Source organism: Schwartzia sp. (in: firmicutes), from assembly GCF_978017985.1.
Map to the genome: position 1 here is coordinate 1 of NZ_CDXDFU010000125.1, position 14,512 is coordinate 14,512.

Annotated in this window: 12 protein-coding genes; all 12 read left to right on the forward strand. The window is 45.7% G+C overall.

What is annotated here, in order from left to right:
• The first annotated feature begins 68 nt into the window (after positions 1-68).
• Positions 69-656 (forward strand): aminoacyl-tRNA hydrolase, encoded by a 588-nt coding sequence (gene pth, locus ACY69O_RS05670; protein ID WP_462332493.1) that lies wholly within the window; start codon positions 69-71, stop codon positions 654-656.
• Position 657: 1 nt separating this feature from the next.
• Positions 658-1,929 (forward strand): radical SAM protein, encoded by a 1,272-nt coding sequence (locus ACY69O_RS05675; protein WP_462332494.1) that lies wholly within the window; start codon positions 658-660, stop codon positions 1,927-1,929.
• A 96-nt stretch (positions 1,930-2,025) separates the two neighbouring features.
• Positions 2,026-2,811 carry a CheR family methyltransferase gene (locus ACY69O_RS05680; protein WP_462332503.1) on the forward strand — a complete coding sequence of 262 codons (786 nt, stop codon included), beginning with the start codon at positions 2,026-2,028 and terminating at the stop codon, positions 2,809-2,811.
• A gap of 244 nt (positions 2,812-3,055) precedes the next feature.
• The gene (locus ACY69O_RS05685) at positions 3,056-3,820 is read left to right on the forward strand and encodes a phenylacetate--CoA ligase family protein (RefSeq protein ID WP_462332495.1); all 765 of its coding nucleotides are present in this window, start codon (positions 3,056-3,058) and stop codon (positions 3,818-3,820) included.
• Between the two features lie 157 nt (positions 3,821-3,977).
• Complete coding sequence (gene ilvD, locus ACY69O_RS05690) at positions 3,978-5,630, forward strand: dihydroxy-acid dehydratase (protein ID WP_462332496.1); 1,653 nt, start codon at positions 3,978-3,980, stop codon at positions 5,628-5,630.
• Between the two features lie 212 nt (positions 5,631-5,842).
• Positions 5,843-6,322, forward strand: a complete 480-nt coding sequence (gene trmL, locus ACY69O_RS05695; RefSeq protein ID WP_462332497.1) for a tRNA (uridine(34)/cytosine(34)/5-carboxymethylaminomethyluridine(34)-2'-O)-methyltransferase TrmL — start codon at positions 5,843-5,845, stop codon at positions 6,320-6,322.
• A 15-nt stretch (positions 6,323-6,337) separates the two neighbouring features.
• The gene (gene murB, locus ACY69O_RS05700; RefSeq protein ID WP_462332498.1) at positions 6,338-7,264 is read left to right on the forward strand and encodes a UDP-N-acetylmuramate dehydrogenase; all 927 of its coding nucleotides are present in this window, start codon (positions 6,338-6,340) and stop codon (positions 7,262-7,264) included.
• A 33-nt stretch (positions 7,265-7,297) separates the two neighbouring features.
• A complete protein-coding gene (locus ACY69O_RS05705; protein WP_462332499.1) occupies positions 7,298-8,911 on the forward strand; it encodes an MBL fold metallo-hydrolase RNA specificity domain-containing protein in 1,614 nt (537 codons plus the stop codon).
• 243 nt (positions 8,912-9,154) lie between these two features.
• The gene (locus ACY69O_RS05710; protein WP_462332504.1) at positions 9,155-10,084 is read left to right on the forward strand and encodes an aspartate carbamoyltransferase catalytic subunit; all 930 of its coding nucleotides are present in this window, start codon (positions 9,155-9,157) and stop codon (positions 10,082-10,084) included.
• Positions 10,081-11,370: a dihydroorotase gene (locus ACY69O_RS05715; protein WP_462332500.1), complete on the forward strand. Its 1,290-nt coding sequence runs from the start codon at positions 10,081-10,083 to the stop codon at positions 11,368-11,370. Before ACY69O_RS05710 ends, ACY69O_RS05715 begins: the two co-directional genes overlap by 4 nt.
• A 15-nt stretch (positions 11,371-11,385) precedes the next feature.
• Complete coding sequence (carA, locus tag ACY69O_RS05720; RefSeq protein WP_462332501.1) at positions 11,386-12,450, forward strand: glutamine-hydrolyzing carbamoyl-phosphate synthase small subunit; 1,065 nt, start codon at positions 11,386-11,388, stop codon at positions 12,448-12,450.
• A gap of 3 nt (positions 12,451-12,453) precedes the next feature.
• Positions 12,454-14,512, forward strand: a 2,059-nt coding sequence (gene carB, locus ACY69O_RS05725) for a carbamoyl-phosphate synthase (glutamine-hydrolyzing) large subunit (protein ID WP_462332502.1), incomplete at its 3' end; no start/stop codon positions are given.

Below are 14,512 nucleotides of genomic sequence, written 5' to 3' on the forward strand. Positions count from 1 at the left end.
GCTTAGGTCTTCTTTTTGGCTTTATTAAAGTATGATAGAATAGTGATAAGTAACATGGAGGGATAGTTTTGAAACTCATTGCTGGACTTGGTAATCCCGGAAATGAATATGCTGTGACAAAGCATAATGTCGGCTTCATGCTCGTAGACGAGCTCGCAAAAAAATTTAATGCTTCTTCGTGGAAAACACAGGAAAATGCGCTGGTGGCATCAGTATATATCGGAGCGGAAAAGGTTTTGCTGGTAAAACCACAGACGTTCATGAATGAAAGCGGAAGAGCGATAGGTCCGCTGCTTTCATGGTATAAACTCACTCCCGAGGATTTAATTGTCGCACATGATGACATGGATATTCCTGCGGGAACTATCCGCATAAGGAAGAAAGGAAGCTCCGGTGGTCATAACGGTATGAAATCCATTCTTGCACATGTCAAAGATGAAAATTTTCCGCGTGTGCGTATCGGAATCGGACGTCCGGGCGAACATTCCACCGTTATACACCATGTTTTAAGCCCGTTTAACACGGAAGATGCTGCGGCGGTAAGCGAAGCAATAAAGCAGCTTGTTCCGGCTGTCGAATGTATTGTAAAAGATGGCGTTGATTTAGCCATGAATCGTTTTAACCCGCGTAAAGTAAAGAAAAGTAAGGATGAATGACATGCCAGATAAACGCAAAAAGAATTCGGAGATAACAGCTCTTTTTGCTGCTGCCGATGGGGAAATATACGACGCTCCCGGAGTAGAGGCATTGGCCAGAATTGATGATAGAATCATTGAGCTGGAGCCCGAGGATTTAATTCCTCTGCCGGAAACGGCTGATTTAATGTTTCTTCCGGACAGAAAGGCAATCGGAAGAAATGCGGACGGAGAAATAGTAGAGCTGGACGGGGTTGCTGTATCCGCTATTTTGCCCGCAGGATATACGAGGTTGTTTCTGCCTGCGTTCAAAAAGAAAAAGAATGCAGGTATGCTTCCATTGTACGGATATACGGCAGTTGTTCTTTATCGGGATGAGCTTTACGCGGCTGCTGTATATACTGATGAAAATCATAAATGGGACCCGGCAGGGTACAATACAGGTTCACTGAAAAAGCTGGTAAAACAGGTAAAGAAGGATTTGCCTGACAACAGGCTTGTCAGTCATCTGGCAAACTGCTCTTTGGAGTGGCACTGTCTTACTGCGCAAAACATCTTTTATCACCGTTGGGAAGCAGGAATACCTACTTCGCCTGCGTGCAACGCGAACTGTTTAGGCTGTATTTCACTTCAGCCCGCAGAGTGTTGTCCTTCGCCGCAGGAAAGAATAGCCTTCCGGCCGACGGTAGAAGAGGTTGCTGACCTCGGCACATATCATCTGCTGACAGCACCGGAAGCAATAATCAGCTTTGGTCAGGGCTGTGAGGGCGAGCCTTCGCTTGCGGCAGATACGATATCCGAGGCAATCAAAAAGATTCGGCAAAAGACCTCAAACGGTCAGATTAATATGAATTCCAACGCAGGCTACACAGAAGGAATCAAAAAAATTGTTGATGCGGGACTGGACAGTATGCGTGTCAGCATTATCAGCGCAAACGATGAGAGCTATTCCGCGTATTACAGATGCAGCTATGCATTGAAAAATGTAAAAGAGTCAATAAAATATGCATTGGAGCATGGTGTATATATTTCACTCAATATGCTGTACTTCCCGGGATTTAATGACAGAGAAGAAGAAGCTGCTGCATGGGTTGAATTCCTCAAGGAATATCCAATACAGATGATTCAGGTACGGAACCTTAACATTGATCCGGACGTTTTTGCCTCAGTTATGCCGAAAGCCAAGGGGGAGCTTTTGGGGACAAAGGCTTTCATTAACATGCTGGCCGATGCCCGTCCTGATTTAGTTATCGGTAATTTCAGTCATTATCAGGGAAACAATCATAAAGTTTAAAATTAAAAGAGGATTTTGGCGTTCCAGGTGGAATATATATAGAATAAGGGTTATATTATTTTGTTGATAGTGGAGAGGAGTGTCCAAGTTATGGCTATGGATGAGCAGGATTGGAAAACCTTTAAAGAAAAGCTTAAGGGCCGTACAGAGATTGATCTTGATTTATATAAAGAACCACAGATGAAACGCCGTATCGGCAATCTCGTTTCAAGGAATAATTTTGATTCCTTCTCTGGATATTTTGACCACGTTGCAAAGGACAAGGATGATTTTGCGGCATTCATCGAGTATCTGACGATTAACGTATCGGAATTTTTCCGTACTCCGGATAAATTTTCCAAACTGGAGACGGACGTTATTCCTGACCTCATGAAACGCTCTCCTAAACTCAATATATGGAGCGCAGGCTGCTCCATCGGTGCGGAGCCGTATTCGCTCGCTATGATTCTCAAGGAAATGACTCCGAATACAAAGCATCGTATTTTGGCCAGTGACCTGGATATTGAAATTTTGGCAAAAGCGAAACGCGGTATTTATCAGGAGAATGAAATCAAGAGCATGAGCTCCCAGCGAATTGCCAAGTATTTCGATAAAACCGCCGACGGAAAATATGCAGTTAAGGACGAAATCAAACGCTGCATAGAATTTAAGCGCCACAATCTGCTTAAAGACCCGTTCGAAAAAGATTTTGATTTAATCCTGTGCCGCAATGTTGTTATATACTTCACCGAGGCAGCAAAGGATGAGCTCTATGCCCACTTCTTTGAAGCTTTAAAGCCGGGAGGAATCTTATTTGTCGGTGCTACGGAAGCAATTCTGAACTTCCGTAAGTTAGGCTATACAAGCTATCAGCCATTCTTCTATCAGAAACCACTGGAATGATGCTTTCTTCCATTGAATTGCGAGGCGGTGCAAACTAATGTTAGCAAATCCACAAATGGAAAAAATGAATAGTGATTCGCTAAAAGCACTGCAGTTAGAACGCTTAAAGAAAACGTTTAAGTGGGCATACTCAAAAAGCAGTTTTTACAAGAAAAAATTTGATGAAGCAGGGATTGCTCCGGATAATTTGGAAGAATTGGATGACATTGGGAAATTCCCATTCACTTCAAAAAAGGAACTGCAGATGGTTTCAGCAATGGAGCTTCTGACAATTCCTTTCAGCGGTCTTGCGCGAATCAGCCTGTGGGAGCATCCGCAGAAGATGATTCACATGTATACCATGAATGATATTGCCGCCAATATCGATATGACAGCCCGTGTTCTGACCGCGTCAGGAATAACGAGGGCTTCCGTTGTCGGTGTGCTCGGCGATATGGCTGACAGTGGACTGACTGACTCACAGCAGGCACTGGAATTACTTGGAGCAACCGCGGTTCCTTTAAGCACAGATTATGAACGTATACTAGAGCTGATGAAGGTTTCAAGTATAGATACGCTTATCGGCTCGGCAAGACGTATTCTTAGACTTGTTATTCAGCTGCAGGCAAGTGGAATCGAAATAACTGATTTCCCGCTGCGCAAGATAATCTGTCTTAACGAAACATTCCAGAATCCGCTTAAAATGCACATTGAAAAAAGGACGGGCACAGAGGTTTATGATTTATTTTCCTCTGCCGAATTTGGCTGCATAGGTATGGTCTATCAGTGTGAATGCCACATCGGACAGCATTTGCAACAGGACTATTTCTATCCTGAAGTTATAGCCTTTGGAAGTGATGAACCGATTTCCGATGTTAATCAGATGGGTGAGCTTGTTATTACGACTCTTATGGCAGAAGCGATGCCGATTATACGATGCCGTACAGGACAGGCTGTTATGCGGATAAGTGAGCCCTGTTCATGTGGAAGGACCTTCCTCCGTATTACGACACCCATGGGGGCCTATTAATGTACAGCAACTGTGAACATCGATAATAAAATTTACGTACAGCTTGTCAAAATTGAGACAAGCTGTATTTTTTATTTGAAGATAATACAAATGAGTTGTATAATAAGACACAAAAATTATCATTATTGATAAAAATTTGGAGTAGGGTGGAATGAGCATGCGCAGTGATGTAGTAAAAAAAGGGCCAACAAGATGTGCCCATCGTTCTCTTTTTTATGCTTTGGGATTCGGACCGGAAGATATAAAAAAACCTCTTATCGGTATTTGCAACTCCTTCAATGAAGTTATTCCCGGCCACGTACATTTGCGTACTATTGCTGATGCAGCGAAGCTTGGTGTTGCTGCTGCCGGCGGTACACCGATGGAATTTCCTGCAATCGGTGTATGCGATGGAATTGCAATGGGCCATACAGGAATGAAGTTTTCGCTTGCAAGCCGTGAGCTGATTGCGGATTCAATCGAGGCTGTTGCTACAGCATCAGGATTTGATGGTCTTGTGCTTATTCCGAACTGCGACAAGGTAGTGCCGGGTATGCTTATGGCAGCCGCACGTCTTAATATTCCTTCTGTTGTTGTCAGCGGCGGTGCTATGCTTGCAGGACGTTATAAAGGAAAAGATGTCAGTGTAAGTCAGGCTTTTGAGGCTGCAGGCAAGTTTGCTTCCGGTGAAATATCCGAAGCAGAGATGGCAGAAATCGAAGAAAGTGTCTGCCCGGGATGCGGTTCCTGTGCCGGTCTTTTCACGGCTAATACAATGAACTGTCTTACTGAAGTACTTGGTATGGGCCTTCCGGGCAACGGAACGATTCCTGCCGCATACACAGGTGCAAGACAGCGCCTGGCCCGCCGTGCAGGTGAGGTTGTAATGAATCTTGTAAAGAATGACATTAAACCTCGTGATATTCTCACAAAAGAAGCTTTTGAAAATGCAATCACTGTCGATATGGGTATCGGCGGCTCGTCCAATACGGTTCTTCACTTGACTGCAATCGCTCACGAGGCAGGCATTGAAATTCCTGCTCCGCTTTTCGATGAAATCAGCCGCAAGACTCCGTACATCACGAAGCTCAGCCCGGGCGGTACATACCATATTCAGGATCTCAATGAAGCAGGCGGTATTCCTGCAGTTATGAAGGAACTTTCCAAAAAAGGATTGATTCATCTTGATGCGCTGACTGTAACAGGAAAAGTCGGTGACAGAATCAAAAACGCTGAAATTACCCGTCCGGATGTAATTCACAGTGTTGAGAATCCGTATCGAAATGAGGGCGGCATTGCAATACTGAAGGGTAATTTGTGCCCTGATTACGCGGTTGTCAAAGCTTCCGCAGTCAAAGAAGATATGCTCACATACAAGGGCACTGCAAAATGCTATGACTCCGAAGAAGATGCAATAAATGCTATCATGGGCGGCAAGATTCATGACGGCGATGTTGTTGTCATCCGCTATGAGGGTCCTAAGGGTGGTCCGGGTATGCAGGAGATGCTGAACCCGACAGCTGCAATCACAGGTATGGGATTGAAAGTCGGATTGATAACAGATGGACGTTTCAGCGGAGCAAGCCAGGGAGCATGTATCGGACATATTTCGCCTGAGGCTATGGCCGGCGGCCCGATTGGTCTCATAAAAGACGGAGATATAATTTCCATTGATATTCCAAACCGCAAGCTTGAGCTTGAGGTTAGCGACGAAGAACTTGAAAAACGCCGCAAAGAGTGGAAGCAGCCTGAGCCGAAGATTAAGACAGGCTACCTTGCACGTTATGCAAGACTGACAACATCTGCGAGCACAGGTGCTGTCCTCAAGTAAAAATTATTTAATAGCAGCTCTTGGCTTTATGCCACGGGGCTGCTATTGTTTTTAATGAAAGTTTTGCCTGTGGCAAAACTGGAACGAAGGCGTTATAACTCGAAGCCGTGCTTCTCGTTGAAACGCTGACAGATGGAGTTTTGCCTGTGGCAAAACTTGATATAAGGCGTTATAATAAAAATGAACTAATTATCATAGAATGGAGAATAAATTTGCATATTGTATTGATTGAACCGGAAATACCCGGAAATACAGGCAACATTGCCAGATTGTGCGCCGCGACAGGCTTCACGCTTCATCTGGTAAAGCCTCTGGGCTTTTCTGTCGATGATAAATACTTGAAACGTGCAGGATTGGATTACTGGCATCTTGTTTCAATTGAGTATCATGATAATTTCCAGGCTGTTTTAGACAAGTATCCGAACAATAATTTTTACTTTTTCTCATCAAAAGCTCCACAAAGCCACTGTGATGTATCGTACACAGAGGATGATTTTCTCGTTTTCGGAAAGGAAACTGCAGGTATCCCCGAGAATATTTTAAGTGAACATTGGGATTCCTGCGTGCGGATTCCCATGAGGGGAGAAGCGCGGTGCTTGAATCTTTCCAATGCTGTTGCCGTTGCATCTTATGAAGCACTGCGTCAGCTTGATTTCTACAGCTTGAAGATAGTAGGGCAAGAAGCAATTTAATAATGGGTGATATTTTTGTTTGATAAATCTTTGGTACTTCAGAAATTAAACGATATTTTAAATGATAATCAAATTTTGGTTGATGAACCGATGAATCGGCATTCGACCTTTAAAATCGGTGGAAACGCTGATTATTTTGTGATGCCTTCATCTATTGAAGAAGTGCAGTCTGTTTTCAAAATTTCAAAGGAATGTGATGTTCCTGTTACGGTATTGGGCAACGGTTCCAATATTCTCGTGTCGGATGATGGAATTAGGGGTATAGTCTGCTCCTTTGGAAGCCCTTTTTCGTATATCAAACCACAAAATGACAAAGTGATTGTAGGCGCAGGAACTATTCTCGGCGCAGTTTCTAAATGGGCAGGAGAAAATTCTCTGACGGGAATGGAGTTTGCAGTCGGTATCCCCGGCAGTGTCGGCGGGGCTGTTTTTATGAATGCAGGTGCCTATGATGGTGAAATGAAGAATGTTGTTACCGGGGTAACTGCCGTTTCATTTGATGGAGAGGTTTTCCATTATGATGCAGATCAGCTCGGATTTTCGTATCGTCACAGTATTTTCCAGGATAACAACCAGATAATCTGTGAGATTGAACTGTCTTTGAAAAAAGGCGAACAGGAAGAAATTTCCGCAAAGATGAAGGATTTCACTCAGCGGCGTATTCAGAAGCAGCCGCTTGAATTCCCAAGTGCAGGAAGTACCTTCAAACGTCCTGAAGGGTATTTTGCCGGAACATTGATAGAACAGACGGGGCTTAAAGGCTTCCGCGTCGGTGGTGCAGAGGTTTCTCCAAAGCACGCAGGCTTTGTAGTCAATACAGACCATGCCACCGCCAAGGACGTTCTTGAGCTGATACATGAGGTACAGCGGCGTGTAAATGAAAAGCACCATGTCATGCTGCAGCCTGAGGTAAGGATGATAGGAAAGTTTAGGAACCACTGATTAATCTTTTCATATAAAGGGGAGTGATGCGTCATGCGTCTAAGCTTTTTGGGAGCTGCTCACACGGTTACCGGTTCTTGTTACCTGCTTGAAACGAACGACCACAAAATCCTTATTGACTGCGGAATGTTTCAGGGTTCAAAAAGGATTAGAGAGTACAATTATGAAGAGTTTAGTTTTACCCCTGCAGCGATTGACTGCGTAATAGTCACTCATGCCCACGTAGACCACTGCGGACTTCTTCCGAAGCTCTATCACGACGGGTTTAAGGGTGATATTTACGCAACGAAATCGACATGTGACCTTGCCAGGATTATGCTGCCTGATTCGGCGCATATCCAAAAATCCGATACAGAATTATTAAACAGAAAGGGACAGCGAAGCGGTGAAAAACCAATAAAGCCGTTGTATACGATTGATGATGCAACTGCCTGCCTGAAGCATTTTTCATCCGTTCCTTATGAAGAACCCTTAAATCTGTTTGATTCAATTCAGGTTGTTTTTTACGATGCCGGACACATAATGGGCTCGGCCATTGTTGAAGTGAATGTTACCGAAGAAGGCAAAACCACAAAACTTGTTTTCTCGGGAGACCTGGGCCAGCCGGATCAGCCGATTATCAAAGACCCGACATTTTTAAAGGGTGCAGATTTCCTTCTTGTCGAATCTACATACGGAGACCGTGTGCATCAGATTTACGACAAAGAGGAAGCACTGGCTGAAATAATCAATGATACTATGGACCGCGGAGGAAATGTTATCATTCCTGCCTTTGCGGTAGGTCGTACTCAGACATTGTTATATTATCTTTACCGTCTGTGGAAATCCGGACGGATTGATGATGTTCCTGTTATTTTGGACAGTCCTTTGGCAATTGCAGCTACAAGGATTTTCTTGGAGAACAGCCAGGATTTTGACGAAGAAGCCGTTGAAATGCTGACCAAAGGCGGAAAAATTCCCAGTATGCCGCATCTGCGTGTCTGTGAAACAGCAGCAGAGTCAAGGGCGTTGAACAGTTCGGAAAGCTCCGCCATCATTATTTCAGCCAGCGGCATGGCAGATGCAGGACGAATCCTGCACCACTTAAAACATAATCTCTGGAGACCTGAATCTACTGTGCTCTTTGCAGGCTATCAGGCTGACGGGAGCTTGGGACGCAGACTTGTTGACGGAATAAAGCGTGTACGCGTTTTAGGTGAAGAGATTGCCGTACAGGCGCAGATAAAAATGCTCGACGGCTTTTCCGCTCATGCCGACAGCAAACAGATTATCGAATGGATAAGCCACCTCACCGAGCCTATACCGGCAAAAATATTTGTCGTACATGGTGAACCGACTGCACAGGAGGCTTTAAAGGCTCAAATTCAGAAAGAATTTGGAATTGAAGTTTATGTTCCGTTCCGTGGAGATGTAGCAAAAATCTCCGGACGCAGCAGCACGATAGAAGTATCCAACATGCCGAAGGTTTCAGTCGAAATGGAGATGGAGGATACCCTTCGCGGCTTCGATTCCGAATATCGTCACATCAGACGCAGCATTATGCAGTTTGTTATCCGCCGTCCTGACATGATGGATCCGATAACACGTGCGTTTGAAAAAGGCTGGCGTTATATGAAAAAACTGCTCAGCCCGTTCAGCGGAATGTAAGTGTTTATTGTATACATTATAGATAAACAGCGTTTTACATTGACGCTCTATAGTTTGTGTGTTAACATGATAAAAAAGAATTTTGCCTTTTGAAATTAGTCCTGTGAGGCTGATAAGAGGAGCTTGCCGTTCATCGGTGTATTATATGGTTAACTATAGCTTTCTTATGCCCTTGCATGAGAAAGCTTTTTTTATTACAAGATTACTAAGGAGCTGATTCGGTTGGAAAAAAACGCAATTACTATGCGTGGAAAACATGTTCTTGGGTTGGAATATTTTAGCCCGGAAGAAATTCAACTGGTGTTGTCGACCGCAAAAGAGATGAAAACAATTATTCATCGAGACATAAAGAAGGTACCGACATTACGTGGAAAATCTATTGTAACAGTATTCTATGAACCGAGCACCCGAACAAGAACTTCCTTTGAGACAGCAGGCAAATATCTTGGCGCTGATGTCGTTAACATCACAGCAGGAACAAGCAGCATCGTAAAAGGCGAGAGTCTTCGTGATACACTGCTTACGGTTGAGGCAATGGGCTTCGACGCTATCGTTATGCGCCACAAGCAGGAGGGCGCTGCTGAATACGCAACAAAGGTTGTCAATCATCCTGTAATCATAAATGCCGGAGACGGAGCTCATGCCCATCCGTCTCAGGGACTCCTGAACCTGTTTACTCTTCTTGAGCACAAGGGTCATCTGGAAGGCTTAAAGGTGGCAGTTTTGGGCGATATCCTCCACAGCCGCGTAGCACGCTCAGATATCTGGGGTATGCGCAAAATGGGAATCGAGCTGCACTTTGCAGGCCCGAAAACACTTCTGCCGCGCTTCCTGTCGGAAGAACCGGGAATTGTTATCCATGACCGAATCGAAGATGCTATTAAAGACGCAGATGCCATAGAAGTTTTGAGAATACAGCTTGAACGTCAGAAAGCCGGTTTGTTCCCGTCAAACCGTGAATACGCACGAATCTTTGGAATCAACAACGAGCGTCTGGCTCTTGCCAAGGACGATGTTCTTATCCTTCACCCGGGTCCAATGAATAAAGGTCTTGAAATTTCACCGTATGTCGCATACGGCGACCATTCCGCTATTCAGGAACAGGTACAGAACGGTGTTGCAATTCGTATGGCACTTTTGACTTTAGTCTTGACAGGGGGCAAACAGGCATGAAGCAAATCATTAAAGGCGGACGTGTAATTGATCCTGCAAACCAGTTTGATGGAATTGCTGATATCTTGATTGAAGACGGTAAAATCGCAAAAATAGCAAAATCTATTAAAGATAAAGACGCTGAGGAAATTGATGCAAGCGGAAAAATCGTAACACCGGGACTCATTGATATGCATGTTCATTTCCGTGAACCGGGTCAGGAAGCAAAAGAGGATTTCAGAACCGGCGGCAATGCGGCAGCAGCCGGTGGATTTACTACTGTCGCTACCATGCCGAACACAAAGCCTGTTGTAGATAATGCGGCTCTTATCCGCAGTCTGCAGGAACGTGCGCAGCAGGTCAGCAAGGTTCACATTGAGTTAATCGGAGCTTTGACAAAAGGCCAGGAGGGCAAGGAACTTGCAGAGGTCGGAGATATGACACTCTCCGGCGCAGTCGCTTTCTCCGATGACGGTCATTACGTTAAAAGCGCCAAAATGCTTCTCAACGGCTTTGATTATCTCAGAACCTTCGATAAAGTCATCATCAACCATGACGAGGAATCCAGCCTCGTTGAAGAAGGTCTTATGAACGAAGGACACCGAAGCGCTATGCTGGGTGTTAAAGGCAGACCGACAGTTGCAGAGGATATTGCCGTTGCCCGTGATATCATGCTGGCAGAATACGCCGATGCCCGTGTGCATGTTGCGCATATCAGCTCGGCAAACGCTGTAGATATCGTCCGTCAGGCAAAGAAGCGCGGAGTAAAGGTTACTGCAGAGGTAACACCGCACCATCTGACAATGACTGACGAATGTGTGGATTTGCGTGACAGCGATACAAAGGTAAATCCGCCGCTTCGCAGCCAGAAGGACGTTGACGCAATGTGTGCAGGCCTTAAAGACGGCACCATTGATATGATTGCAACGGATCATTCTCCTCATGCTGAGGAAGAAAAGGATCAGGAATACGGCCTTGCGCCAAGCGGATTCCCTGGCCTTGAGACTGCATTGGGCGTTTTGATGACTGACCTCGTAAAAACAGGAAAGATTGAACTTCCGCTGCTGATTGAGAAAATGACTGCAGCACCTGCACGTATCTTTAATCTCAAGGGCGGCAGCCTGAGCGTCGGAGCACCGGCAGATGTAACGGTTATTGACCCGGATTTGGAGTGGACAGTGGACGAATCCGAATTTTATACGATTGGAACGCATTCTCCGTTTGCCGGACGCGAGCTTGTCGGACGAGCTGTCCTGACAATGGTTGACGGAAAAATTGTAATGCGTGATGGCAAGGTAATAGATTGATTGGAGGCGCCGCGTTTGGACGGAAAACTTATATTAGAGGACGGAACAGTATTTCACGGTAAGCTGCTCAATAATATGAAAGCAACCGGTGAAGTTGTGTTCAATACAGGAATGACGGGGTATCAGGAGATTTTGACTGACCCTTCCTACTGCAGACAGATTGTTACGTTAACGTATCCTCTTGTCGGCAACTACGGAATCGCAGATATTTTCATGCAGTCCAGAAAATCCTTTGTTAACGGCTTCATTATTGGTGAGCTGTGCGAGCAGGGAAGCAACTGGCATCTTGAAACAGAGCTCACAGATTTCCTCACCAAACAGGGAATTCCATGCCTGTATGATGTAGATACAAGAGCTGTAACAAAGCATATCCGCGCAGCAGGTACAATGAAGGGCATTATTGTCCCAGAGGATGCCGCAAAAACGGAAATTGACGAGCTGTTTGCTGTGCCTATCAAAAAAGAGGTTGTAAGCGAAGCAACAACTCCGAATGTATATAAAATGGAAAACGACGGCCCTCACGTTGTTGTCATGGACTTCGGAATCAAGCAGAATATCCTTGATTCCCTGCACGAATGGGGCTGTAATCTGACTGTTGTTCCGGCTAACACGACAGCAGAAGAAGTGATGAACCTGAATCCGGACGGAATCTTCCTGTCCAACGGCCCCGGAGACCCGAAGGATATTCCGGAAGTAATTGAGAACGTGAAAAAGCTCATCGGCAAAAAACCGATGTTTGGAATCTGTCTCGGACACCAGATTTTAGGTTTGGCTTTAGGTGCAAACACATATAAATTGAAATTTGGACATCGAGGCTCAAATCAGCCTGTTAAAAATCTTGAGACAGGCCGTGTCTACATAACCTCTCAGAACCACGGCTATGCAGTTGATGAGGATTCGCTGAAGGGACTGCCCCTTGTGGTTACTCACCGTTCCATAAATGACGGAACAGTCGAAGGAATGAAGCATACAGAGCTTCCGATTTTCTCCGTTCAGTTCCATCCGGAAGCATCGCCGGGTCCGACAGACAATACATATTTGTTTGACCAATTTGTGTCCATGCTGCCAGGGGAGGAATAAGTAGTGCCGAAAAAAGCATATTTGAAAAAAGTAATGGTCATAGGTTCAGGCCCGATTATCATAGGACAGGCAGCAGAGTTTGACTATGCAGGCTCTCAGGCTTGCCGTGCCTTGAAAGAAGAAGGGCTTGAGGTTGTTCTTGTAAACAGTAATCCGGCAACTATCATGACGGATACACATATAGCAGACAGGGTATATATCGAACCGTTGACGGTAGACTTCCTTGAGGAAATTATCAGCAAGGAACGCCCGGACGGTCTTTTGGCAACCCTTGGCGGACAGGCAGGTCTGAACCTTGCTGTTGAGCTGGCTGAAAAGGGTGTACTTAAAAAGTACGATGTTGAGCTTCTGGGAACTCCGCTGGAGGCTATCAAAAAAGCTGAGGACAGAGAGCTCTTCAAAGAGACAATGCAGAAATTGGGCGAACCTATCCCTGAAAGTACCATTGTCGAAGATGTTGAGTCCGCAGTCCGCTTCGCAAATGAAATCGGATACCCGATTATCGTCCGTCCTGCATATACCATGGGCGGAACAGGCGGCGGTATTGCCGACAACGAAGAAGAGCTGATTGAGATTGTAATAAAAGGTCTCAAATACAGTATGATAGGGCAGGTTCTGATTGAGCGCAGCGTTGCCGGCTGGAAAGAAATCGAGTACGAGGTAATGCGCGACGGCAACGATAACTGCATCACCGTCTGCAACATGGAAAATGTTGATCCTGTTGGTGTCCATACCGGTGACAGCGTGGTTGTTGCTCCTTCTCAGACATTGTCTGACCATGAGTATCAGATGCTCAGAAGCGCCAGCCTTCGCATTATCCGCGAGCTTGGCATCGAGGGTGGCTGCAACGCTCAGTATGCATTAGACCCGAAAAGCAACCAGTATTACGTCATTGAGGTAAACCCGCGTGTCAGCCGTTCCTCGGCTTTGGCTTCCAAAGCTACAGGCTATCCGATTGCAAAGGTTTCCGCAAAGATTGCTATCGGATACACGCTTGATGAAATCACAAATGCCGTAACTCAGAAAACGAAGGCATGCTTCGAACCGTCCCTCGACTACTGTGTAGTCAAGTTCCCACGCTGGCCTTTCGATAAGTTCGTCTATGCAGACCACACCCTCGGTACTCAGATGAAGGCTACGGGCGAGGTCATGTCCATTGACCGCAACTTCGAAGGTGCTCTTTTGAAGGCAGTCCGTTCACTCGAGATCGGAGTCAACCGTCTCCACCTCGAAGCAATGAACGATTGGGACGACAGCAGAGTACTTAAAAACCTGAGTAAAATCAACGATCAGCGCCTGTTTGTTATTGCTGAGGCATTCCGCCGTGGAATCGCAGATATCGATGAAATATACGATATCACTAAGATAGACAAGTGGTTCCTGCAGAAGATTAAAAACATCTCTGATATCGAGATTCAGATAAGCAAGGGCGGTATCACACCGTCTCTTATGCGCGCAGCAAAGGATGTCGGACTGGCAGACCAGTCCATTGCAGAGCTGTGCGGCAAAACAATGGATGAAATCCGCACACTGCGTAAATCCATGAACATCATTCCGTGCTACAAGATGGTTGATACCTGCGCAGCCGAGTTTGAAGCAGCAACGCCGTACTACTACTCCACTTACAAAGGAACGGAAAACGAAGTTACCGCTTCCAAGAAACGTAAAGTAATAGTCTTGGGCTCCGGCCCGATCCGTATCGGACAGGGTGTCGAGTTCGACTACTGCTCGGTTCACTCTGTCTGGGCACTCAGGGAAATGGGAATTGAGGCTATCATAATCAATAACAACCCTGAGACAGTAAGTACAGACTTCGATATCTCCGACCGTCTTTACTTCGAGCCGCTCACTACTGAAGATGTTCTCAACATCATCGACCAGGAAGAGCCGGAGGGCGTCATTGTCCAGTTTGGCGGACAGACTGCCATCAACCTCGCATCTTCCCTGCAGAAGGCAGGCATAAAGATTTTCGGTACTTCTGTTGACGGAATTGACCGCGCAGAGGACCGTGAGCGCTTCGATGAGGTACTCAATCAGACACAGATTCCGCGTCCGCGTGGAA